Annotated in this window: 19 protein-coding genes; 16 read left to right on the top strand and 3 right to left on the bottom strand. The window is 61.4% G+C overall.

Going from position 1 to position 23,120, the window contains the following annotated elements; all coding sequences use genetic code 11:
• Positions 1-14: 14 nt before the first annotated feature.
• Together D8U61_RS25765 and D8U61_RS25760 are read right to left on the bottom strand one after the other, a co-directional pair.
• Positions 15-3,293: a PAS domain S-box protein gene (locus D8U61_RS25765; protein WP_024012383.1), complete on the bottom strand. Its 3,279-nt coding sequence runs from the start codon at positions 3,291-3,293 to the stop codon at positions 15-17.
• Between the two features lie 63 nt (positions 3,294-3,356).
• Entirely contained in the window at positions 3,357-4,247 is an 891-nt protein-coding gene (locus D8U61_RS25760; RefSeq protein WP_024012384.1) for a LysR family transcriptional regulator, read from the bottom strand.
• Between the two features lie 139 nt (positions 4,248-4,386).
• Between D8U61_RS25760 and leuC the strand changes: the two genes are divergently transcribed.
• The 16 genes from leuC to D8U61_RS25680 all read left to right on the top strand — a co-directional run bounded on the left by leuC (position 4,387) and on the right by D8U61_RS25680 (position 22,889).
• Complete coding sequence (leuC, locus tag D8U61_RS25755) at positions 4,387-5,805, top strand: 3-isopropylmalate dehydratase large subunit (RefSeq protein WP_016773930.1); 1,419 nt, start codon at positions 4,387-4,389, stop codon at positions 5,803-5,805.
• 12 nt (positions 5,806-5,817) lie between these two features.
• Positions 5,818-6,462: a 3-isopropylmalate dehydratase small subunit gene (leuD, locus tag D8U61_RS25750; protein ID WP_024012386.1), complete on the top strand. Its 645-nt coding sequence runs from the start codon at positions 5,818-5,820 to the stop codon at positions 6,460-6,462.
• Positions 6,463-6,557: 95 nt separating this feature from the next.
• Positions 6,558-7,325, top strand: a complete 768-nt coding sequence (locus D8U61_RS25745; protein ID WP_130927893.1) for a class I SAM-dependent methyltransferase — start codon at positions 6,558-6,560, stop codon at positions 7,323-7,325.
• A gap of 55 nt (positions 7,326-7,380) precedes the next feature.
• A complete protein-coding gene (gene leuB / locus D8U61_RS25740) occupies positions 7,381-8,463 on the top strand; it encodes a 3-isopropylmalate dehydrogenase (RefSeq protein ID WP_016773933.1) in 1,083 nt (360 codons plus the stop codon).
• Between the two features lie 66 nt (positions 8,464-8,529).
• The gene (gene asd, locus D8U61_RS25735) at positions 8,530-9,642 is read left to right on the top strand and encodes an aspartate-semialdehyde dehydrogenase (protein ID WP_016773934.1); all 1,113 of its coding nucleotides are present in this window, start codon (positions 8,530-8,532) and stop codon (positions 9,640-9,642) included.
• Between the two features lie 247 nt (positions 9,643-9,889).
• Entirely contained in the window at positions 9,890-10,900 is a 1,011-nt protein-coding gene (locus tag D8U61_RS25730) for an aspartate-semialdehyde dehydrogenase (protein ID WP_130927892.1), read from the top strand.
• 209 nt (positions 10,901-11,109) lie between these two features.
• Positions 11,110-13,770, top strand: a complete 2,661-nt coding sequence (locus tag D8U61_RS25725; RefSeq protein WP_130927891.1) for a FimV/HubP family polar landmark protein — start codon at positions 11,110-11,112, stop codon at positions 13,768-13,770.
• Between the two features lie 267 nt (positions 13,771-14,037).
• Complete coding sequence (truA, locus tag D8U61_RS25720) at positions 14,038-14,862, top strand: tRNA pseudouridine(38-40) synthase TruA (RefSeq protein ID WP_016773937.1); 825 nt, start codon at positions 14,038-14,040, stop codon at positions 14,860-14,862.
• A 64-nt stretch (positions 14,863-14,926) separates the two neighbouring features.
• Positions 14,927-15,559, top strand: coding sequence for a phosphoribosylanthranilate isomerase (locus D8U61_RS25715; RefSeq protein WP_024012391.1), 633 nt, complete (start codon positions 14,927-14,929; stop codon positions 15,557-15,559).
• Between the two features lie 199 nt (positions 15,560-15,758).
• Entirely contained in the window at positions 15,759-16,679 is a 921-nt protein-coding gene (gene accD, locus D8U61_RS25710) for an acetyl-CoA carboxylase, carboxyltransferase subunit beta (RefSeq protein ID WP_016773939.1), read from the top strand.
• Complete coding sequence (gene folC, locus D8U61_RS25705) at positions 16,676-17,983, top strand: bifunctional tetrahydrofolate synthase/dihydrofolate synthase (protein WP_130927890.1); 1,308 nt, start codon at positions 16,676-16,678, stop codon at positions 17,981-17,983. The genes accD and folC overlap by 4 nt, the downstream gene beginning before the upstream one ends.
• Entirely contained in the window at positions 17,967-18,629 is a 663-nt protein-coding gene (locus D8U61_RS25700; protein ID WP_024012393.1) for an SPOR domain-containing protein, read from the top strand. The genes folC and D8U61_RS25700 overlap by 17 nt, the downstream gene beginning before the upstream one ends.
• A 98-nt stretch (positions 18,630-18,727) precedes the next feature.
• Positions 18,728-19,288, top strand: coding sequence for a CvpA family protein (locus tag D8U61_RS25695; protein WP_016773942.1), 561 nt, complete (start codon positions 18,728-18,730; stop codon positions 19,286-19,288).
• 41 nt (positions 19,289-19,329) lie between these two features.
• Positions 19,330-20,835, top strand: coding sequence for an amidophosphoribosyltransferase (purF, locus tag D8U61_RS25690; RefSeq protein WP_016773943.1), 1,506 nt, complete (start codon positions 19,330-19,332; stop codon positions 20,833-20,835).
• A gap of 69 nt (positions 20,836-20,904) precedes the next feature.
• On the top strand, positions 20,905-22,116 hold the full coding sequence (locus D8U61_RS25685) for an O-succinylhomoserine sulfhydrylase (protein ID WP_130902136.1): 1,212 nt from the start codon (positions 20,905-20,907) through the stop codon (positions 22,114-22,116).
• On the top strand, positions 22,113-22,889 hold the full coding sequence (locus D8U61_RS25680) for an SDR family oxidoreductase (protein WP_071171659.1): 777 nt from the start codon (positions 22,113-22,115) through the stop codon (positions 22,887-22,889). The genes D8U61_RS25685 and D8U61_RS25680 overlap by 4 nt, the downstream gene beginning before the upstream one ends.
• Positions 22,890-22,937: 48 nt before the next feature.
• Here the strand turns inward: D8U61_RS25680 and D8U61_RS27955 are convergent.
• On the bottom strand, positions 22,938-23,120 hold a 183-nt coding region (locus D8U61_RS27955; protein WP_206663099.1), incomplete at its 5' end, for a hypothetical protein.

Here is a 23,120-nt window from a genome sequence, read left to right as displayed (position 1 = left end):
GTGCGACCGCCGATTCAGGGCAGCAGTTTTTTCAGATCCTCCAACCCCACCGGTCGGCTGTGCAGATAGCCCTGATACAAGTGGCATTCCAGGCCCTGCAAAAACGCCAGTTGCGCTGGCGTCTCCACGCCCTCGGCAATGACCTCCAGCTCAAGGCTGCGGGCCATCGCGACAATTGCGCGAATGATCTCGGCAACATTGGAGTCAGTGGTCGCATCGCGGATGAACGACTGGTCGATCTTCAGGGTGTCTACCGGAAGGCGCTTCAAATAAGTCAGCGACGAATAACCGGTGCCGAAGTCGTCCATGGCGAAGCTCACGCCGAGCTTTTTCAAGCGGCGCATTTTGCTGATGGTGTCTTCCAGATTCTGGATGACGATGCCTTCGGTGATTTCCAGTTTCAGCAGCGAGCAGGGCAGGCCGTGGCTGGTCATGCTGTGTTCGATGCGTTCGACGAAATCGTTCTGGCGGAACTGCCGGGGGCTGATGTTCACGCACAGGCTGAAGTTGAGCGGGTCGACCAGTTTCAACGCGATCAGTTGTTTGAAGGCGTTGCAGGCTTCATCGAGGATCCACGTGCCGACTTCGAGAATCAGGCCGCTGTCTTCCAGTACCTTGATGAACTCGGTGGGCGATTGCGCGCCGAGTTCGGGATGATTCCAGCGCACCAGGGCTTCGGCGCCAATGATGCGGTTGTCGCGGGCATCGACTTGCGGCTGAAAGTGCACATTGAACTCGCCGCGCGACAGCGCCAGGCGCAGGTCGGTCTCCATGCGCAGGCGCTCGCTGGCCGCTTTCTGCATGGTGTTGTGATACATCTGCGTGGTGTTGCGCCCGGAATCCTTGGCCCGGTACAGGGCGATGTCGGCGCGTTTGAGCAGGTCGGTCGGGGTCGAGCCGTGATCGGGAATCAGCGCGACGCCAATGCTCGGCGTCACTTGCAGGCGCTGGCCATCAAGGAACATCGGCTCCGAAAGCAATTCGCGAATGGTGTCGGCCAGCGCGCGCACTTGCTCGCTGACTTCACTGCGCGAACCTTCGAGGCCGCTGAGCAACACCACAAACTCATCGCCACCGAGGCGCGCCACCGTGTCTTCCATGCGCACGCTGGCTTCGAGCCGCGCGGTGATGATTTTCAGCACGGTGTCGCCGACCGGGTGGCCGAGGGAATCGTTGATGTGCTTGAAGTGATCGAGGTCGAGAAACAGCAAGGCGCCGCGCAGATTGTGGCGCTTGAGCAGGGCGATCTGCTGACTCAGGCGATCCATCAGCAGGGCGCGGTTGGGCAGGTTGGTCAGCGGGTCGTGATAGGCCAGGTGACGAATCTGCGCTTCGGCGTTCTTCAACAGGCTGACGTCGCGTGCGGTCAGCAGCAGGCACGCGGTTTCATTGAGCGTGATCGGCTCGACCGAGACTTCCACCGTGAGCAATTCGCCGCGCTTGTTGCGCCCGAGCATTTCCTGATGATGCACGCGGCCCTTGATCTGTAACTCGGCGAGTAAGGTCGAGCGTTGTTTCTCTTCGGCCCAGATCCCCACCTGATAAACGGTTTTGCCCACCACTTCGTCGGCGCGGTAGCCGGTGAGGCGACAGAAGCCATCGTTGACCTCCAGATATCGCCCGGTGTCGCGCTCGGTGATGGTGATGGCGTCGGGACTGGAGTGAAACGCCTTGGCGAATTTTTCTTCGCTGGCCTTCAGCGCTGCTTCCGAGCGTTGTTGCTGGGTGATGTCGCGCAGGGTGGTGACGATGCACGGCTGGTCGCCGACGCTGATCTGCCGGCTGGAAATCACGCAGGTCAGCGACTGGCCGTCCTTGTGCTGGACGAGAATGGCCACGTTGCTCAGGCCTTGTTCGCGAATCACCCGTTCGATGCGTTGCAGGCTTTTCGCCGAGGCGTCCCACAGGCCGATTTCCTCGGCGGTGTGGCCAATCACATCGGCGGCGCTCCAGCCAAAGGTCTGGCTGAAGCTGGAATTGATCTCGATGAACTCCCCGGTTTCCTGGCGCGTGACGCAGATCGGATCGGGGCTGACCTGAAACAGCGTGGCGAATTTCTCTTCCGAGGCCACCAGACGCTGCTCGCGCTCGACCTGATCGGTGATGTCCAGCAACGTGCCGGCCATGCGCAGCGGTGCGCCGTTGTCGTCGCGATAGAGACGCGCGCGGCTTTCCAGATAGCGCGAACTGCCGTCGGGCAGTTGCACGCGATAGGTCAGTTGATAATTGCCGGCGGGGCCTTCGCGCAGGCTGCGGTAGGCGTCGCGCATGCTGTCGCGCTCCTCGCCCGGCACGCCTTCGAAAAACTCCTCGAATGATTCATGGAATGGAATCGGCTCCAGCCCGTGCAATTGCGCAGCGCGCGCCGATCCGTAGAGCATGCCGCTGGGGATGTGCCAGTCCCAGGTGCCGAGTTGCGCCGAGTCCAGCGCCAGGTCGAGGCGTTCCTGGCTGTCCTTCAAGGCCAGTTCGGCAGCTTTGCGTTCGGTGGTGTCGAGGAACGTGCTGAGCAGATAGGGCTGACCTTCGAGCTCGACCTTCTGCGCGCTGAGGATGCCGTCGTGCACCTGGCCATTGCTGGCGCGGAACTGCACTTCCATGCTGATCAGCTCGCCCTTGGCTTTGGTTTTTTTCACCAGTTCGGCGCGTTGCTCGGGGTGCACCCACAAGCCCAGTTCCAGGGTGGTGCGGCCGATTGCGCTTTGCACCGGCCAGCCGAACAGGCTTTCGAAATACTGGTTGGCCTCGCTGATCAGACCGTCATCCTGACGGGTCAGCAGAACCATGTTCGGGCATAGGTGGAAAAGTGTAGCGAAACGTTTCTCCGAGCTGCTCAAGGCCTGCTCGCGCTGGCGTTGGTGGGTGATTTCGCGAATCACCCCGATCATTCGGGGCCGGCCGTTCTTGTCTGGCAGCAGGCTGCCGCTGATCTCCAGCCAGTGCAGGCTGCCGTCGGGCCAGCGGATGCGGTGATGCATCGCCTGCTCCAGCGGCGCGCCGGCGATCACCGCGTGGAAAGCACGCACGGTTTTCGCGCGGTCTTCCGGCGGCAACAGGTCGAGGTATTCCAAATCGGCGGGCAACGGCTGCCGTGGATCGAAACCGAACAACGCCTGGGTGCCCCGCGACCAGCTGATCTGCCCACGCTCGATGTCCCAATACCAGGCACCGAGCCGCGCGCCGTTGAGCGCGGCGAGCAATTGCGGCGCGCTTTCCCAGCTCTGCTCGGAATGGCGCGGATCGACGGCCTGGATTCGCGGCATCGGCGGAGTTCGGTCAACAGATTTCGGCATTGTCAGCGGGCCTTGAGCTGAGTGGCGTTAGGCACAGGAGCGGCGCTATAGGAGTAGCACAAGTCAGGCCGGGATCCCTGGCCGATCGATTTGTGCATCCAGCAGGGCCATGAAGGCGCGTGCTGCATTCGATAGCGTCCGTTCGGTGTGCAAGATATAGCCTAGCTGGCGAGTGAGCTGTATGCCCGGCAATGCGATGCTTGCCACTTGTTCGTCGAGCATGGTGCGCGGCAGCACGCTCCAGGCCAGGCCGATGGAGACCATCATCTTGATGGTTTCCAGGTAGTTGGTGCTCATGGCGATGTTCGGCGTCAGGCCCTGGGCTTCGAACAAACGCTGGACGATGTGGTGGGTAAAGGTGTTGCCGCCGGGGAAAACCGCCGGATGGCCGGCGATGTCCGCCAGACTGACGGCACCGTTGTTGATCAGCGAATGCTCCGGGGCGACGACGAAATCAAGCGGGTCGTCCCACACCGGCGTGGCTTTGACCAAGGTATGCGGCTCTGGCGCGAGGGTGATGACCGCCAGTTCTGCGCGGCCGTGGAGAATTTCCTCGTAGGCCACTTCCGAATCAAGGAACTGAATATCCAGCGCAACCTGTGGGTAGCGGCGGGTGAACTCCCTTAATAGAGGCGGCAAGCGGTGCAGGCCGATGTGGTGACTGGTGGCCAGCGTCAGGCGACCGCTGACCTCGCCGGTCAGGTTGGTCAGGGCACGGCGGGTGTCGTCGAGCACGTTGAGAATCTGATAAGCCCGTGGCAGCAGGGCGCGACCGGCCTCCGTCAGGCCGACTTCACGGCCCAAGCGGTCGAACAGGCGCACCTTCAATTGCTGCTCAAGTCCGGCGATGCGCTTGCTGATCGCCGGTTGGGTCAGATGAAGGCGTTCGCCGGCGCCGGAGAAGCTGCCGGTCTCGGCGATGGCAATAAAAGCGTTGAGGTTAGCCAAGTCCATGTCGCATTCCAGTTGGTTATCCAAAGCATAAAAAATATGAATTTGAGTTATTTAATCTAACCCCATAGGATCGGCCTCACAAGCCAAAGGGTTATTGATAAGCCCAGGGCATAGAAACAAGCTGATGAGGAACCGTCTGATGGCCGGCAAAACGCTCTACGACAAGCTCTGGGATTCGCATTTGGTCAAGCAGCGCGACGATGGCTCGGCGCTGATCTACATCGATCGTCACATCATTCACGAAGTGACTTCGCCGCAAGCCTTCGAAGGCCTGCGTCTGGCCGGGCGCAAGCCTTGGCGCATCGATGCCAACATTGCGACCCCGGACCACAACGTACCGACCACCCCTGAGCGTAAGGGCGGCATCGAAGCCATTGCCGATCAGGTTTCGCGTTTGCAGGTGCAGACCCTCGACGACAACTGCGATGAATACGGCATCGTCGAGTTCAAGATGAACGACGTGCGTCAGGGCATCGTTCACGTGATCAGCCCGGAGCAGGGTGCGACCTTGCCGGGCATGACCGTGGTCTGCGGTGACTCGCACACTTCGACCCACGGCGCATTCGGGGCATTGGCCCACGGTATCGGCACATCCGAGGTCGAGCACGTCCTCGCCACCCAGTGCCTGGTCGCCAAAAAAATGAAGAACATGCTGGTGCGCGTCGAAGGCCAATTGCCGTTCGGCGTGACCGCCAAGGACATCGTCCTTGCGGTGATCGGTAAGATCGGCACCGCCGGCGGTAACGGCCATGCCATCGAATTTGCCGGCAGCGCGATCCGTGATCTGTCCGTCGAAGGCCGCATGACCATCTGCAACATGTCTATCGAAGCCGGCGCCCGCGTCGGCCTGGTGGCGGCGGATCAGAAGACCATCGACTACGTCAAAGGTCGTCCATTCGCGCCGAAAGGCGAGCAGTGGGACATGGCCGTCGAAGCCTGGAAAGACCTGGTTTCCGATGCCGATGCCAAATTCGACACCGTGGTCGAGCTCGACGCCGCGCAAATCAAGCCGCAAGTCAGCTGGGGCACTTCGCCTGAGATGGTTTTGGCTGTTGATCAGAACGTGCCGGACCCGGCCAAGGAAATGGATCTGGTCAAGCGCGACTCGATCGTCCGCGCCTTGAAATACATGGGTTTGACCGCCAATCAGGCGATCACCGACATTCAGCTTGATCGCGTATTCATCGGTTCCTGCACCAACTCGCGCATCGAAGACTTGCGCGCCGCTGCGGTGATCGCCAAGGGCCGCAAGGTGGCCTCGACCATCAAGCAGGCGATCGTCGTGCCGGGCTCGGGTCTGGTCAAGGCGCAGGCGGAAGCCGAAGGGCTGGACAAGATTTTCCTTGAGGCCGGTTTCGAATGGCGCGAGCCGGGTTGCTCGATGTGCCTGGCGATGAACCCGGACCGTTTGGAGTCCGGCGAGCATTGCGCCTCGACTTCCAACCGTAACTTCGAAGGCCGTCAGGGCGCCGGTGGCCGTACCCACCTGGTCAGCCCGGCCATGGCTGCCGCAGCAGCAGTGAACGGCCGTTTCATCGACGTTCGTGAATTGATCTAAAAGGAGCGCAGCATGAAAGCTTTTACCCAGCACACTGGTCTTGTCGCGCCTCTGGATCGTGCCAACGTCGACACCGATCAGATCATTCCCAAGCAGTTCTTGAAGTCGATCAAGCGCACCGGTTTCGGTCCAAACCTGTTCGACGAGTGGCGTTATCTGGATGTTGGCCAGCCGTATCAGGACAACTCCAAGCGCCCGTTGAACAAGGATTTCGTCCTCAACGCCGAGCGCTATCAGGGTGCCAGCGTATTGCTCGCCCGCGAGAACTTCGGCTGCGGCTCGAGTCGTGAACACGCGCCGTGGGCGCTGGAAGAGTACGGTTTCCGCAGCATCATCGCGCCGAGTTACGCCGACATCTTCTTCAACAACAGTTTCAAGAACGGCCTGCTGCCGATCATCCTCAGCGATGCAGAAGTTGATGAACTGTTTAAGCAGGTTGAAGCCGAGCCGGGTTATCAATTGCAGATCGACCTGCAAGCGCAGACCGTGACCCGCCCGGATGGCAAGGTCTACAGCTTCGAAATCGATGCGTTTCGCAAGCACTGCCTGCTCAATGGTCTGGACGATATCGGCCTGACCTTGCAGGACGGCGATGCGATTGCGACGTTCGAGGCCAAGCATCGGGTTAGTCAGCCGTGGTTGTTTCGCGACGCCTGATTCGAGATTGATGTAGTCAGGGCGGGCCGCTTCGCGAGCAGGCTCGCTTCCACAGGGAATGTATTTCAAATAACACTGCTTACAGGATGTGATCCATGACCAGCACCGCCCAGCACACCCAGGTCGTCCAGAAGCAATTCGGCGAACAGGCCGCCGCTTACCTGAGCAGCGCGGTTCACGCCCAAGGCAGCGAGTTCGCGCTGCTCCAGGCTGAACTGGCCGGGCAGGGTGGAGCGCGGGTGCTGGATCTGGGCTGTGGCGCCGGTCACGTCAGTTTCCATGTTGCGCCGCTGGTCAGGGAAGTGGTGGCGTACGACCTGTCCCAGCAAATGCTTGATGTGGTTGCCGGCGCTGCCGTTGATCGCGGCTTGAGCAACATCATTACCGTCAACGGTGCTGCCGAGCGCTTGCCGTTCGCCGATGGCGAGTTCGATTTTGTGTTCAGCCGCTATTCGGCGCATCACTGGAGCGACCTCGGTCTGGCCTTGCGCGAAGTGCGCCGGGTGCTGAAGCCGGGCGGGGTGGCGGCGTTCGTTGATGTGTTGTCACCAGGCAGTGCGTTGTTCGACACTTACCTGCAAAGCGTTGAGGTGTTGCGCGACACCAGCCATGTCCGCGACTACTCCGCCGCCGAGTGGCTGCGCCAGGTCAGCGAGGCCGGTCTGCATGTGCGCAGCACCACCCGGCAGCGCCTGCGTCTGGAGTACAGCAGTTGGGTGGAGCGCATGCGCACACCTGACGTGATGCGCGCGGCGATCCGCCAGTTGCAGCAGTCGATGGGCAACGAAGTGCGTGAGTATTTTGAGATAGAAGCCGACGGCTCGTTCAGTACCGATGTGATCGTACTGATGGCTGAGCGATAAGAATTTTTCCCGGCGCGCCGTTCAGTGGCGCACCGCTTGAAGACACGAGGAAAGCATGAGCAAGCAGATTCTGATTCTCCCGGGTGACGGTATTGGTCCGGAAATCATGGCCGAAGCGGTCAAGGTGCTGGAATTGGCCAATGATAAGTACAGCTTGGGCTTCGAGCTGAGCCACGACGTGATCGGTGGCGCGGCCATCGACAAGCATGGCGTGCCGCTGGCCGACGAGACCCTTGATCGCGCCCGCGCTGCCGACGCTGTGCTGCTGGGCGCTGTCGGTGGCCCGAAATGGGACACCATCGAGCGTGACATCCGCCCTGAGCGCGGCCTGCTGAAAATCCGCGCGCAACTGGGCCTGTTCGGCAACCTGCGCCCGGCGATCCTCTATCCGCAACTGGCCGACGCGTCGAGCCTGAAGCCGGAAATCGTTGCCGGTCTGGACATCCTCATCGTCCGTGAGCTGACCGGCGGCATTTACTTCGGCGCGCCGCGTGGCACCCGTACGCTGGACAACGGCGAGCGTCAGTCCTACGACACTCTGCCGTACAGCGAAAGCGAAATCCGCCGCATCGCCCGTGTCGGTTTCGACATGGCCATGGTTCGTGGCAAGAAGCTCTGCTCGGTGGACAAGGCCAACGTGCTGGCATCCAGCCAGTTGTGGCGTGAAGTGGTCGAGCAGGTGGCCAAGGATTACCCGGAAGTCGAACTGAGCCACATGTACGTCGACAACGCCGCCATGCAGTTGGTACGCGCACCCAAGCAGTTCGACGTGATCGTCACCGACAACATGTTCGGCGACATCCTCTCCGATGAAGCGTCGATGCTCACCGGTTCGATCGGCATGCTGCCGTCGGCCTCGCTGGATTCCAACAACAAGGGCATGTACGAGCCGTGCCACGGTTCGGCGCCGGACATTGCCGGTAAAGGCATTGCCAACCCGCTGGCGACGATCCTGTCGGTGTCGATGATGCTGCGTTACAGCTTCAATCTGCACGACGCTGCCGATGCCATCGAAAAAGCCGTCAGCGTCGTGCTCGATCAGGGCTTGCGCACCGGCGACATCCACTCGGCCGGTTGTACCAAAGTCGGTACGCAGGAAATGGGCGACGCAGTAGTCGCCGCGCTGCGGAATCTGTAATCTCTCGGGCCCGCTGCGAAATTCAATACAAAGCAGCGGCCCACTTTTCAAGAAGGTGTAGTTGCGATGAAACGTGTAGGTCTGATCGGTTGGCGCGGGATGGTCGGTTCCGTGCTCATGCAGCGGATGCTGGAAGAGCAGGATTTCGATCTTATCGAGCCGGTGTTTTTCACCACGTCCAATGTCGGTGGCCAAGGCCCGTCCGTGGGCAAGGACATTGCTCCGCTCAAGGACGCTTACAGCATTGACGAGCTGAAGACCCTCGACGTGATCCTGACCTGCCAGGGCGGCGACTACACCAGCGAAGTATTCCCCAAGCTGCGCGAAGCCGGCTGGCAGGGTTACTGGATCGACGCGGCGTCGAGCCTGCGCATGAACGATGACGCGGTGATCATTCTCGACCCGGTCAACCGCAAGGTCATCGACCAGCAGCTGGACGCGGGCACCAAGAACTACATCGGCGGCAACTGCACCGTCAGCCTGATGCTGATGGGCCTGGGCGGTCTGTTCGAGGCCGGTCTGGTCGAGTGGATGAGCGCCATGACCTATCAGGCGGCCTCCGGTGCCGGCGCGCAGAACATGCGTGAACTGATCAAGCAGATGGGCGCGACCCACGCCGCTGTCGCCGATCAACTGGCCGATCCGGCCAGCGCGATCCTCGACATCGACCGTCGCGTGGCCGAAGCCATGCGCAGCGACGCGTACCCGACCGAAAACTTCGGCGTACCGCTGGCCGGCAGCCTGATCCCGTGGATCGACAAGGAACTGCCGAACGGCCAGAGCCGCGAAGAGTGGAAGGCCCAGGCCGAGACCAACAAGATCCTCGGTCGCTTCAAGAGCCCGATCCCGGTCGACGGCATCTGCGTGCGCATCGGCGCCATGCGCTGCCACAGCCAGGCGCTGACCATCAAGCTGAACAAAGACGTACCGATCGCCGATATCGAAGGGCTGATCAGCCAGCACAACCCGTGGGTCAAACTGGTACCGAACAACCGCGAGATCAGCATGCAGGAGCTGAGCCCGACCAAGGTCACCGGCACCCTGAATGTACCGGTCGGTCGTCTGCGCAAGCTGAACATGGGTTCGCAATTCGTCGGCGCCTTCACCGTCGGCGACCAACTGCTGTGGGGCGCGGCCGAACCGCTGCGCCGCATGCTGCGGATCCTGCTGGAGCGTTGATCGCTTGAAGTTGTGAAAGAGCCCGTGCCTTGAAAGAGGTGCGGGTTTTTTTATGCGTAATGATCGTTCCCATGCTCCGCGTGGGAATGCATCCCGGGACGCTCTGCGTCCCTTCCAAAGCAGAACGCGGAGCGTCCGTTGAGGCATTCCCACGCAGAGCGTCGGAACGATCGGTACGGGCAGAAATTGCCTGTGCGCCACCCACCCGGTAAAGTGCCGCTCCCCCCGTTTTGCCAGAGGTAGCTCCATGACCCAGACTTTCGATATCGCCGTTATCGGCGCCACCGGTACTGTCGGCGAAACCCTCGTACAGATTCTCGAAGAGCGCGACTTCCCGGTCGGCAATCTGCACCTGCTGGCCAGCAGCGAATCGGCCGGCAGCTCGGTGCTGTTCCGCAACAAAAACGTCCGCGTGCGCGAGGTCGACGAGTTCGATTTCAGCAAGGTCAGACTGGTGTTCTTCGCCGCTGGCGCTGCGGTGTCGCTGAGCTACGCCGCTCGCGCCCATGCTGCCGGTTGCTCGTTGATCGACCTGTCTGGCGCCTTGCCTGCCGATCAGGCGCCACAAGTGGTGCCCGAGGCCAATGGCGATATTCTCGCCAGTCTGAAAAGCCCGTTCCAGGTCAGCAGCCCAAGCCCGTCGGCCACTACGCTTGCCGTGGTGCTGGCGCCGTTGCTCGATCTGCTCGATCTGCAATACGTCAACGTCACCGCCAACCTGGCCGTTTCGGCGCAAGGCCGCGAGGCGGTCACCGAGCTCGCGCGGCAGACCGCCGAGCTGCTCAACATGCGTCCGCTGGAACCGACGTTCTTCGACCGGCAGATGGCGTTCAACCTGCTGGCGCAAGTCGGTGCGCCTGATGCGCAAGGCCATACGCTGCTGGAAAAGCGTCTGGTACGCGAGTTGCGTCAGGTGCTGGCAAAACCTTTATTGAAGATTTCTGCCACTTGCGTTCAAGCCCCGGTGTTTTTTGGCGATAGCTTTAGCGTGACCTTGCAGTCAGGCAGCGCTGTTGACCTGGAAAAAGTCAACGCCGCGCTCGAGGCAGCACCGGGCATCGAGCTGGTCGAGGCCGGCGATTATCCGACCGCGGTCGGCGATGCGGTGGGGCAGGACGTGGTCTATGTCGGCCGCGTGCGCAGTGGTGTCGACGACCCGGCGGAACTAAATCTTTGGCTGACGTCAGATAACGTACGCAAAGGCGCGGCGCTCAATGCCGTGCAACTGGCTGAGTTGTTGATAAAAGACCTGCTGTAAAAGATACTTGGCAACAATTTGTCGACTGATTCTAGGTGAGCGCTATGCTTGCCCGAAGCGCGTCGATGACGAGTCACCCTCCGGGACTTTCCGGGGCAGCACAGAAATGATCGCGCGCGGCGACCCCCGTCGTCGCGCGCAATGCCTTACGGCAGCGGTATTCAAAAGCTTCTCGCTGGCCGAGGAACGTTCAAACAAAGGATGAGGCTATGGTTCAAGTTCGCAAACTGGTGTTAGCAATAGCGGCCGCCTCGGCGCTGTCCTCCGGTATGGCGCATGCCCTCGGGCTCGGGGAGCTGACCCTGAAGTCGACCCTGAACCAGCCGTTGGTGGCTGAAATCGAGCTGCTCGACGTCAAGGATCTCACCGCCGCCGAGGTGGTGCCGAGCCTGGCTTCCCCTGAAGACTTCGCCAAGGCTGGCGTTGATCGGCAGGCCTTTCTCAATGACCTGACGTTCACCCCGGTACTCAATGCCAGCGGCAAAAGCGTGTTGCGCGTGACCTCGAGCCAACCGCTGTCGGAACCGATGGTGAAGTTCCTCGTGCAGGTGATGTGGCCCAATGGCCGCCTGCTGCGTGATTACAGCGTGCTGCTCGATCCGTCGAAGTTCTCGCCGCAGACCGCTGACGCCGCCGCGCAACCGGCGCCGTCGCAGACCATCACCGCGCCAACCACTGGTGCCACCCATCGCAATCAATACACCACCACGCCGCGCGACACCCTGTGGGAAATCGCCGCGAAGGCGCGCAATGGTGGCTCGGTCCAGCAGACCATGCTGGCGATTCAGGCGCTCAATCCGAATGCCTTTATCGACGGCAACATCAACCGTCTGAAAACCGGCCAGGTGCTGCGTCTGCCGGACCCAGTACAAAGCACCGCGCTGCCGCAGTCGGCAGCCATCGCTGAAGTGGCGGCGCAGAACGAAGCCTGGCGTCAGGGCCGTCGTTACGCGGCCAAGCCTGGCACCGGTCAGCAGCAGTTGGATGCGACCAATCGTGGCCGTGGCAATACCGGTGCAGCGGCCAACACTCAGGACAACCTGAGCCTGGTCTCGGCAGAAAGTGCCAAGCCCGGTGCGAAAGGCCCGGCCGGCGACGCCAAGGCGCTGAGCAACAAACTGGCAATCACCCAGGAAAACCTCGACACGACCCGTCGTGACAACGAGGAACTGAAAAGCCGCATGGCGGATCTGCAGAGCCAATTGGACAAGCTGCAAAAGCTGATCGAGCTGAAGAACAATCAACTGGCGAAGATGCAGGCCGACGGCGCCGGCGCTGCGCCTGGCGCCACTGCTGCTGTGCCGCCGGTGCCGGCGATCACTGCCGATCTGGCCGCGACACCGCCAGCCACTCCGGCCGACGCCGCAGCGGCTTCACCGACTCCAGAGTCGGCCATCGCGCCGCCAGCGGAAACCCCGGTTGAGCCAGTCGTCGAGCCGGTGGTCGAAACTACGCCGCCTGCTGCCGCCGATGACGACAAAGCCTTCAATGAACTGCTGACCAATCCGATCCTGCTCGGCCTGATCGGCGGCGGTGCGGTGGTTCTGCTGCTTCTGCTGTTGCTGCTGGCGCGCCGTCGCAAAGCCCAGCAGGAAGCTGAAAAGCACCTGCGCATGGCCCGCGCTCTGGCTGAAGAGCAAGAATTCTCCGCTGAGCAGGAACTGCCGGAAAGCAGCTTCTCTGGTCTCGAAACCCCAGCGGCCAGCGTCAAACTCAATACGCCAGCTCCGGCACCTGCGCCAGCCCCTGCACCGGTCGTCACTCCGGTGGTGATGGCTGCGCCGATTGCCGCACCACTGGTGGCCCCGGCCGGCGAACGCTCTGATGACGTGCTCGACAAAGCGCAATCGCACATCAATGCCGGTCGCCTCAATCAAGCCGCCGCGCTGCTGGAAGAGGGCGTCAGCCTTGAGCCGGAACGCAGCGATCTGCGCCTGAAGCTGATGGAAGTCTACGGCCAGCAGGGCGACCGTGATGCGTTCGTCGCGCAGGAGCGTCAACTGGTGGCCAATGGCGATAACTTCGCCAAGGTCGAAGCGCTGAAAAGCCGCTTCCCGGCCATGGCCGTGGTTGCTGCCGGTGGACTGGCGGCTGCCGCCGTCGCTGCCGAGCTGGACGCGCAGTACGTCAAGGAACTGCTGCAAGACGAGCCGCAAGCGCCCGAGACCGCCGCTGACGACCTCGACACCGCGTTCGATTTGAGCCTGGACGACCTCGACAACATCACCCCGGTCGATCCTCCACCAGTAGCCGAGCCAGAAGCGCCGGTCGAGCTCGACGCGTTTCCGGCCGAAGACGATCTGAGCTTCGCCTCGGTGCTGCAAGAACAGACCGAGATGAAAGACAATCTCGACGATCTGTCGGACTTCGATCTGGATATGGATCTGGGCGCCGAACCATCGCCGGCCACGTTGGCTGAAGATGACTTCCTGCTGGATCTGGACGACGGCGTGAAGGACTTGCCGCCGGTCGAGACGCCGGTAGTTGCTGACGTGCCGCAGGACGATCTGGAGCTGCCAGCCGATTTCGACCTGTCGCTGGCGGACGAAATGGACAGCAACCCGGCTGCTGAGCCGGATGCCTTTTCGGCCGAGCTGGACGACGTCAATGCCGAGCTGGATCGCCTGTCGCAAAGCATGGCCGAGCCGAGCTTCACCGAAGCGGACGCGGCGATGGGTGACGATCTGGGCGAAGACGATTTCGACTTCCTCGCCGGCACTGACGAAGCGGCGACCAAACTCGATCTGGCCCAGGCCTATATCGACATGGGCGACGCAGACGGTGCGCGCGACATTCTCAACGAAGTGTTGACCGAGGGTGACGAGAAGCAGCGGGGCGAGGCCAAGGAAATGCTTTCCAACCTGGCGTAAGTTCAGCGGTGAACAACAAGCGGCAGCCCGGTGGGGCTGCCGTTTTTGTTTGTGCCGAATTCTGCGGTGTCTGATCGATTGCTTTCGCGAGCAGGCTCGCTCCCACAGGGGGATGCATTGCAAATGTGGGAGCGAGCCTGCTCGCGAAGGCGGCGGTACTGCCGATAGAGAACTCTGGCATCCCCGGCCCACCGCCTTATAATGCCCGCCTTTGCAAAATCAGCAGGCTGTCCCACCTTGGCAAACATAGATAATCCGGTCGCCGAAATGGCGCCCGACGGCTTTTACCGCGTCGCACTGGGCGTTGAGTACAAAGGCTCGCGCTATAGCGGCTGGCAGCGTCAGTTGACCGGTGTGGCGACGGTGCAGGAAGAGCTTGAAAAGGCCCTGTCGAAAGTCGCCAATTCGCCGGTTTCCCTGCAATGCGCCGGGCGTACCGATGCCGGCGTGCATGCCTGCGGCCAAGTCGTGCACTTCGACACTCAAGTTGATCGCTCGCTGAAAGCCTGGGTCATGGGCGCCAACATCAATTTGCCCCATGACATCAGCGTCAGTTGGGCCAGAGTCATGCCGGCGCATTTTCATGCGCGCTTCAAGGCCATCGCCCGGCGTTATCGCTATGTGATCTACAACGATCAGATTCGCCCGGCGCACCTCAACGAAGAAATCACCTGGAATCACCGTCCGCTCGACGCCGAGCGCATGGCCGAGGCCGCGCAGTACCTGATCGGTACCCACGACTTCAGCGCGTTCCGGGCTGGTCAGTGCCAGGCCAAGTCGCCGATCAAAAAGATGCATCACCTGCGCGTGACCCGACACGGCAAGATGATCGTGCTCGACATTCGTGCCAACGCGTTCCTGCATCACATGGTGCGCAATATTGCCGGTGTGCTGATGACCATCGGTGCCGGGGAGCGCCCGGTGGAGTGGATGAAAGAAGTGCTGGAGAGTCGCGAGCGTCGCTCCGGCGGGGTGACGGCGCATCCATATGGACTCTATCTGGTGCAGGTCGAGTACCACGACGAATTCCCGTTACCCGAGCGCTTTATCGGGCCACATTTCCTTACGGGTTTCTCCGAACTTGACGGCTGACGCCCTCGGACGCTTTTGTTACCATCCGGGACGTTTTCGGATTTTGCCTTGAGGTTTTCCTGACATGTCAGCTGTTCGCAGCAAGATCTGCGGCATTACCCGCATCGAAGATGCGCTGGCCGCCGTCGAAGCCGGCGCCGATGCGATTGGTCTGGTGTTTTACGCCAAGAGCCCGCGTGCAGTGAATGTGCAGCAGGCAAGGGCGATCATCAAGGCGTTGCCGCCGTTCGTCACCACCGTGGGGCTGTTCGTCAACGCCAGTCGTTGCGAGCTGGGAGAAATCCTCGATGCGGTGCCGCTTGATCTGCTGCAATTCCATGGCGACGAAAGCGCGCAGGAGTGCGAAGGCTGGCATCGTCCGTACATCAAAGCGCTGCGGGTCAAGGCCGGCGATGACATTGCCGCTGCCTGCGATGCCTTTCCCGGCGCCAGTGGCGTACTGCTCGACACGTATGTCGAAGGGGTGCCTGGCGGAACCGGCGAGGCGTTTGACTGGTCACTGATTCCGCAACATTTGAGCAAACCGCTGATTCTGGCCGGCGGCCTGACGCCGGAGAACGTTGCCGACGCGGTGGCACGGGTCAAGCCCTACGCGGTGGATGTCAGCGGCGGAGTAGAGGCGAGCAAAGGCATCAAGGATCACCACAAGATTCGCGCATTCATCAATGCGGTGCGCGGCAATACATCGTCGATGTGACGGCTGGCAGTCTGCCGCCGTCCATCAATGCACTTGCACAAAGCAGGCGCGGCTGAGGGTTGCTGAATCGTACGCAGGTCATGTTTCGCGCTGACCGCGACTGTTCATCAACCATCGCCACACACATGAATTTAGCTCAAGGGCATACGCGGGGCTGCGAACCAGAGCGTTCGGGCCGCCGGTACTGGAGAAAGAAAGCATGAGCAACTGGTTAGTAGACAAACTGATCCCTTCGATCATGCGCTCGGAGGTCAAGAAGAGCTCGGTGCCTGAAGGTCTGTGGCACAAATGCCCATCCTGCGAGGCGGTGTTGTACCGTCCGGAGCTGGAAAAGACCCTGGACGTTTGCCCCAAGTGCAACCACCACATGCGCATCGGCGCACGTGCGCGCATCGACATCTTCCTCGACCCGGAAGGCCGCAATGAACTGGGTGCTGACCTGGAGCCGGTTGACCGTCTGAAATTCCGCGATGGCAAGAAGTACAAGGACCGCCTGGTTGCTGCGCAGAAGCAGACCGGCGAAAAAGATGCGCTGATCTCGGTCAGCGGTACCCTGCTGGGCATGCCGGTAGTGGTTTCGGCATTCGAATTCAACTTCATGGGCGGTTCCATGGGCGCCATCGTCGGTGAGCGCTTCGTTCGCGCTGCCAACTACGCACTGGAAAACCGCTGCCCGATGATCTGCTTCGCCGCTTCCGGTGGCGCGCGCATGCAGGAAGCGCTGATCTCGCTGATGCAGATGGCCAAGACCTCGGCCGTGCTGGCGCGCCTGCGTGAAGAAGGCATTCCGTTCATCTCCGTACTGACCGACCCGGTTTACGGCGGCGTTTCCGCCAGTCTGGCGATGCTCGGTGACGTCATCGTTGGCGAACCGAAAGCCCTGATCGGCTTCGCCGGACCGCGGGTAATCGAGCAGACCGTGCGCGAAAAACTGCCGGAAGGCTTCCAGCGCAGCGAATTCCTGCTGGAGCACGGTGCAATCGACATGATCATTCACCGTCAGGAACTGCGTCCGCGTCTGGGTAACCTGCTGGCACAAATGACTGGCAAGCCGACGCCGAAATTCGTCGCCGCGCCGATCGAGCCGATCGTGGTTCCGCCGGTGCCTGCCAACGTATGACCCAGCGCACCCTTGGTGAATGGCTCGCCTACCTCGAGCAGTTGCATCCGTCGGCCATCGACATGGGCCTGGAGCGTTCGCAACAGGTAGCGTCCCGCATGGGGCTGGGCCAGCCGGCGCCTCGGGTGATCACGGTCACCGGCACCAACGGCAAGGGTTCGACCTGCGCGTTCGTGGCTTCGTTGCTGCGTGCGCAGGGCCTGAGCGTTGGCGTCTACAATTCTCCGCACCTGCTGCGTTATAACGAGCGGGTGCAACTCAATGGCGTCGAAGCCACTGACGCCCAGCTGTGCGAAGCCTTTGCTGCGGTCGAGGCGGGCCGCGGCGACACTTCCCTGACTTACTTCGAAATGGGCACCCTGGCGGCGTTCTGGCTGTTCCAACAATCCGCGCTTGACGCTGTGGTGCTCGAAGTGGGATTGGGCGGGCGTCTGGATACCGTCAATGTGGTCGATGCCGATATTGCGCTGGTCACCAGCATTGGCGTCGATCACGCCGATTATCTGGGCGATACCCGCGAATCCGTCGCCTTCGAGAAGGCCGGTATCTTCCGTCAGGGCAAACCGGCCTTGTGTGGCGACCTGAATCCTCCGCAACCGCTGCTCGACAAGGCACGCGAACTGGCTTGCCCGTTTTTTCTGCGTGGTCGCGATTTCGATCTCGGCATAACTGAGCAGCACTGGCAGTGGCGCGGTACCGACGCGCAGGGCCAAGCGGTCGAATTGCGTGATTTGCCACTGCTTGATCTGCCGATGGAAAACGCCGCGCTGGCGCTGCAAGCCTATCTGCTGACAGGTTTGCCGTGGAATGCCGAACAGATTGTCGCGGCGTTGCAGGCGACGCGCGTGGTCGGGCGCCTCGATCGTCGTTCGTTCGAATGGAACGGCAAGCGCCTGAACCTGTTGCTGGATGTTGGTCACAATCCGCATGCCGCTGAATATCTCGCGCGACGTCTGGCTGCGCGGCCGCCGGTTGGCAAGCGTCTGGCGGTGTTCGGGTTGCTGGCGGACAAGGATCTCGATGGTGTTGTTGGCGAATTGAATGCTAGTGTCGCGCATTGGGCTGTCGCGCCGCCGGATTCGCCGCGTGCGCGTCCCGTAGCTGAGCTTGAGGCAGCGCTGCAGAACCTTGGTGCTTCGGTTACGTCCTATGCCAGCGTTGCGGCCGCTCTGGAAGGGCAGTGCGCTGAGGCAACCAGCGACGACGAGATTCTGTTGTTCGGATCATTTTATTGTGTCGCCGAGGCCCTTGAATGTCTGGCCCGGCGCTCCACGGAGGAAGCGGCAAATGGCTTTGCTGGATAAAGCGTACAAGCAGCGCATGGTTGGCGCGCTGGTGCTGGTGGCGCTGGCGGTGATCTTCCTGCCGATGCTGTTTTCCCGTCAGGACGAGCAGCGTCAGGTGACCGTCGAGGCCCCGGCTGCGCCTCAGCCTTCGGCCATGCCGCAAGTGCAAATGGACCCGGTCGCCGTGCCTGAGCCCCAGGCTTTGCCACAAGAGCCGGTGCCAACGGACGAAGAGGTCGCTGAAGAAGTGGTGCCTGCTGCTCCGGCTGCTGCTCCGGCCGCCCCGGCACCGACCATCCCGGCGCAGATTGCCCGCCCGGCAACGCCGCCACCAGTGGCCAAGCCGATTCCGGCGCCGGCTCAGCCAATCACCTCCGCAACCAGCAAGCCTGACACCACGCAGAGCCGCGTCGATGCCAACGGTCTGTCGGTGAGCTGGTCAGTGCAACTTGCCAGCCTGTCGAGCCGTGCCAGCGCCGAGAGCCTGCAGAAGAACCTGCGCAGCCAGGGTTATAACGCCTACATTCGTTCGGCCGATGGCAAGAATCGGGTGTTCGTCGGTCCGCTGATCGAGCGTGCCGAAGCCGACCGTCTGCGTGATCTGCTGAGTCGTCAGCAGAACCTCAAAGGCTTCGTTGTCCGTTTTCAGCCTGAACGTGGCTGAAATCTATCACCTCGATTGAAAAGCACTGACAATCGCAGCTTACCGACAGCCATGCGCTCTGCTAAAATGCGCCGCCTTATCCGTCTGTAGGCTGCACTGTGCCATTTACCTGGGTTGACTGGGCGATCGTTGCAATCATCGCCATCTCCGCATTGATCAGTCTGAGCCGCGGCTTCGTAAAGGAAGCGTTATCGCTGCTGACCTGGATCATCGCAGGAGCGGTTGCCTGGATGTTTGGTGGCTCACTGTCCGAGTACCTCGCCGGATACATCGAAACCCCATCGGCTCGCGTGATTGCGGGCTGTGCCATCATGTTTGTCGCCACACTGATCGTGGGCGCAATGATCAATTATCTTATCGGCGAGTTGGTTCGCGTCACCGGGTTGTCCGGGACCGACCGATTCCTCGGCATGGCCTTCGGCGCAGCGCGTGGCGTGTTGCTGGTGGTCGTGGCGGTCGGGCTGTTGAGCCTGGGGCCGGTACAGCAGGACGGGTGGTGGAAAGAATCACAGCTCGTGCCCAAGTTTCTATTGGTCGCCGACTGGTCCAAAAACCTGATACTCGGGTGGAGCAGTCAGTGGCTTGCCAGCGGAATCAGCGTACCCGCTGAGATTCCGTTCAAGGAGCAGCTCTTGCCGACGGCGAAAACGCCTCAGTGAGTGCTGTTCAGTTCAGATCCATTAAGTAGGGGTTGCGTCGCATGTGTGGCATCGTCGGTATCGTCGGTAAGTCGAACGTCAATCAGGCGCTGTATGACGCGCTAACCGTGCTCCAGCACCGCGGCCAGGACGCTGCCGGTATCGTGACCAGCCATGATGGCCGGTTGTTCCTGCGCAAGGATAATGGCCTGGTGCGTGACGTGTTCCAGCAGCGTCACATGCAGCGTCTGGTCGGCCACATGGGTATCGGCCACGTCCGTTACCCGACTGCCGGCAGCTCGACGTCGGCCGAAGCCCAGCCGTTCTACGTCAACTCGCCGTATGGCATCACCCTGGCGCACAACGGTAACCTGACCAACGTTGAACAGTTGGCCAAAGAGATCTACGAATCCGATCTGCGTCACGTCAACACCAGTTCCGACTCGGAAGTGCTGCTCAACGTGTTCGCCCACGAGCTGGCCCAGCGCGGCAAGCTGCAGCCGACCGAAGAAGACGTGTTCGCCGCTGTGACCGATGTGCACAACCGCTGCGTGGGTGGTTACGCCGTGGTGGCGATGGTCACCGGTTACGGCATCGTTGGTTTCCGCGACCCGCACGGCATTCGCCCGATCGTGTTCGGCCAGCGTCACACTGACGAAGGCGTCGAGTACATGATCGCCTCGGAAAGCGTTTCCCTGGACGTGCTCGGTTTCACCCTGATTCGCGACCTCGCGCCGGGCGAAGCGGTATACATCACCGAAGATGGCAAGCTGCACACCCGTCAGTGCGCAACCAACCCGTCCCTGACCCCGTGCATCTTCGAACACGTCTACCTGGCGCGTCCGGATTCGATCATCGACGGCGTGTCGGTGTACAAAGCACGTCTGCGCATGGGCGAGAAACTCGCCGAGAAAATCCTGCGTGAGCGTCCTGAGCACGACATCGACGTGGTCATCCCGATTCCGGACACCAGCCGTACCGCTGCGCTGGAACTGGCCAATCACCTGGGCGTGAAATTCCGCGAAGGCTTCGTCAAGAACCGTTACATCGGTCGCACCTTCATCATGCCGGGCCAGGCTGCGCGCAAGAAGTCGGTACGCCAGAAGCTCAACGCCATCGAGCTGGAATTCCGCGGCAAGAACGTCATGCTGGTCGATGACTCGATCGTGCGCGGCACCACTTGCAAGCAGATCATCCAGATGGCCCGCGAAGCCGGCGCGAAAAACGTCTACTTCTGCTCGGCGGCGCCTGCGGTGCGCTTCCCGAACGTCTACGGTATCGACATGCCGAGCGCTCACGAACTGATCGCGCACAACCGTTCGACTCAGGACGTGGCCGATCTGATCGGCGCTGACTGGCTGATCTATCAGGACTTGCCTGACTTGATCGAAGCGGTCGGTGGCGGCAAGATCAAGATCGAGCACTTCGATTGCGCAGTGTTCGACGGCAAGTACGTGACCGGTGACGTCGACGAGGCTTACCTGAACAAGATCGAACAGGCGCGCAACGATGCCTCGAAGGTCAAGACCCAGGCAGTCAGTGCGATTATCGATCTGTACAACAACTGAGTTTCCACCGGCCCTGAGGGGCCGGTTTTGTATCTGATATTTATTGTTCGTGAACAAAGGAGAGACAGCATGAGTCAGGAATGGGATGCCGGTCGGCTGGACAGCGACCTCGAAGGCGTAGCGTTCGATACCCTGGCCGTCCGTGCCGGTCAGCACCGCACGCCGGAAGGCGAACACGGTGACCCGATGTTCTTCACCTCCAGTTACGTGTTCCGCACCGCTGCCGATGCAGCGGCGCGCTTTGCCGGCGAATTGCCGGGCAACGTCTATTCGCGTTACACCAACCCGACCGTGCGCGCATTCGAAGAGCGCATCGCCGCGCTGGAAGGCGCCGAGCAGGCCGTCGCCACGGCCACCGGCATGGCCGCGATCATGGCGGTTGTAATGAGCCTGTGCAGTGCTGGCGATCACGTGCTGGTGTCGCGTAGCGTGTTCGGCTCGACCATCAGCCTCTTCGAGAAGTATTTCAAGCGCTTCGGTGTCGAAGTCGATTACGTACCGCTGGCCGATCTGTCGGCCTGGGATGCGGCGATCAAGTCCAACACCAAACTGCTTTTTGTCGAGTCGCCGTCCAATCCGTTGGCCGAGCTGGTGGATATCGCCGCCCTGGCAGAAATCGCGCATGCCAAGGGCGCGCAGCTGGTGGTCGACAACTGCTTCTGCACCCCGGCGTTGCAGCAGCCGCTGAAGCTCGGCGCGGATATTGTCGTGCACTCGGCGACCAAGTTCATCGACGGTCAGGGCCGCTGCATGGGCGGCGTTGTCGCCGGGCGCGGTGAGCAGATGAAAGAAGTGGTGGGTTTCCTGCGGACCGCCGGGCCGACCCTCAGCCCGTTCAACGCGTGGATCTTCCTTAAAGGCCTCGAGACCCTCAACCTGCGCATGAAGGCGCATTGCGCCAACGCTCAGGCGCTGGCCGAATGGCTGGAGCAGCAGGACGGCATCGAGAAAGTCCATTACGCCGGCCTCAAGAGCCATCCGCAGCACGAGTTGGCCCAGCGCCAGCAGAAGGGTTTTGGTGCGGTGGTCAGCTTCGAGGTCAAGGGCGGCAAAGAAGGCGCCTGGCGCTTTATCGATGCCACGCGGTTGATTTCGATCACCGCCAACCTTGGCGACAGCAAAACCACGATCACCCATCCAAGCACCACCTCCCACGGCCGTCTGGCGCCACAGGAGCGTGAAGCGGCAGGCATTCGTGACAGTCTGATCCGCGTTGCGGTCGGTCTGGAAGATGTGGCTGACCTGCAAGCTGATCTGGCGCGCGGTCTGGCGGCATTGTGATCGAGTTGTCCACACCCGCGGCCAACACCCATGGCCGCGTGGCGCTGGTCACCGGGGCTGCGCGCGGTATTGGCCTCGGAATCGCCGCTTGGCTGATCAGCGAAGGCTGGCAGGTGGTGCTGACCGATCTTGATCGGGTGCGAGGTTCGAAAGTGGCGAAGGTGCTGGGCGAGAACGCCTGGTTCATCGCCATGGACGTCGCCGACGAAAATCAGGTCGCGCTGGGCGTGGCCGAGGTATTGGGGCAGTTTGGTCGCCTTGATGCATTGGTCTGCAACGCGGCGGTCGCCGATCCGCACAACATCACCTTGGAAAGCCTCGATCTGGCGTATTGGAATCGGGTGCTGGCGGTGAATCTGAGCGGGCCGATGTTGCTGGCCAAGCACTGTGCGCCTTATCTGCGTGCGCACAACGGTTCGATCGTCAATCTGGCCTCGACCCGCGCGCGACAGTCGGAGGCGGACTCCGAGGCCTACGCTGCGAGCAAGGGCGGGCTGTTGGCGCTGACCCATGCGCTGGCAATCAGCCTTGGACCGGAAATCCGCGTGAACGCAGTCAGTCCGGGCTGGATCGATGCCCGTGATCCCTCGGTGCGTCGCGCCGAACCTTTGGCCGATGCCGATCATGCTCAGCATCCGGCGGGCAGGGTAGGGACTGTCGAGGACGTGGCGGCGATGGTGGCGTGGTTGCTGTCGAGGAATGCCGGATTTGTCACCGGCCAGGAATTTGTCGTCGATGGCGGCATGACCAAGAAGATGATCTACGAGCAGTGAAAGGCAGCTGCAAGCTGCAAGCTAAAGCAAGACGCTGGTGTGCCTGCTTTAGGTGATCCTGCTTTTTCTTGGAGCTTGCAGCTTGCAGCTAAAACCCGTTTTTGAAAAAAACTCCAATCCTGCTATTGACTTAGCTTCGCCACCTGCGTAAATTTCGCGGCCTCGGAGATGCAAACGGGTGATTAGCTCAGCTGGGAGAGCGTCTGCCTTACAAGCAGAATGTCGGCGGTT

This window comes from Pseudomonas sp. Sample_14, assembly GCF_004307515.1.
Lineage (GTDB): Bacteria > Pseudomonadota > Gammaproteobacteria > Pseudomonadales > Pseudomonadaceae > Aquipseudomonas > Aquipseudomonas atacamensis.
This window is presented reverse-complemented; position numbering and strand designations above follow the sequence as displayed.

What these genes read in the sequence shown, in the direction of transcription:
- D8U61_RS25765 (WP_024012383.1), bottom strand. Translation starts at nt 3,293, where the DNA reads ATGCCGAAATCTGTTGACCGAACTCCGCCGATGCCGCGAATCCAGGCC.
- D8U61_RS25760 (WP_024012384.1), bottom strand. Translation starts at nt 4,247, where the DNA reads ATGGACTTGGCTAACCTCAACGCTTTTATTGCCATCGCCGAGACCGGC.
- leuC (WP_016773930.1), top strand. Translation starts at nt 4,387, where the DNA reads ATGGCCGGCAAAACGCTCTACGACAAGCTCTGGGATTCGCATTTGGTC.
- leuD (WP_024012386.1), top strand. Translation starts at nt 5,818, where the DNA reads ATGAAAGCTTTTACCCAGCACACTGGTCTTGTCGCGCCTCTGGATCGT.
- D8U61_RS25745 (WP_130927893.1), top strand. Translation starts at nt 6,558, where the DNA reads ATGACCAGCACCGCCCAGCACACCCAGGTCGTCCAGAAGCAATTCGGC.
- leuB (WP_016773933.1), top strand. Translation starts at nt 7,381, where the DNA reads ATGAGCAAGCAGATTCTGATTCTCCCGGGTGACGGTATTGGTCCGGAA.
- asd (WP_016773934.1), top strand. Translation starts at nt 8,530, where the DNA reads ATGAAACGTGTAGGTCTGATCGGTTGGCGCGGGATGGTCGGTTCCGTG.
- D8U61_RS25730 (WP_130927892.1), top strand. Translation starts at nt 9,890, where the DNA reads ATGACCCAGACTTTCGATATCGCCGTTATCGGCGCCACCGGTACTGTC.
- D8U61_RS25725 (WP_130927891.1), top strand. Translation starts at nt 11,110, where the DNA reads ATGGTTCAAGTTCGCAAACTGGTGTTAGCAATAGCGGCCGCCTCGGCG.
- truA (WP_016773937.1), top strand. Translation starts at nt 14,038, where the DNA reads ATGGCGCCCGACGGCTTTTACCGCGTCGCACTGGGCGTTGAGTACAAA.
- D8U61_RS25715 (WP_024012391.1), top strand. Translation starts at nt 14,927, where the DNA reads ATGTCAGCTGTTCGCAGCAAGATCTGCGGCATTACCCGCATCGAAGAT.
- accD (WP_016773939.1), top strand. Translation starts at nt 15,759, where the DNA reads ATGAGCAACTGGTTAGTAGACAAACTGATCCCTTCGATCATGCGCTCG.
- folC (WP_130927890.1), top strand. Translation starts at nt 16,676, where the DNA reads ATGACCCAGCGCACCCTTGGTGAATGGCTCGCCTACCTCGAGCAGTTG.
- D8U61_RS25700 (WP_024012393.1), top strand. Translation starts at nt 17,967, where the DNA reads ATGGCTTTGCTGGATAAAGCGTACAAGCAGCGCATGGTTGGCGCGCTG.
- purF (WP_016773943.1), top strand. Translation starts at nt 19,330, where the DNA reads ATGTGTGGCATCGTCGGTATCGTCGGTAAGTCGAACGTCAATCAGGCG.
- D8U61_RS25685 (WP_130902136.1), top strand. Translation starts at nt 20,905, where the DNA reads ATGAGTCAGGAATGGGATGCCGGTCGGCTGGACAGCGACCTCGAAGGC.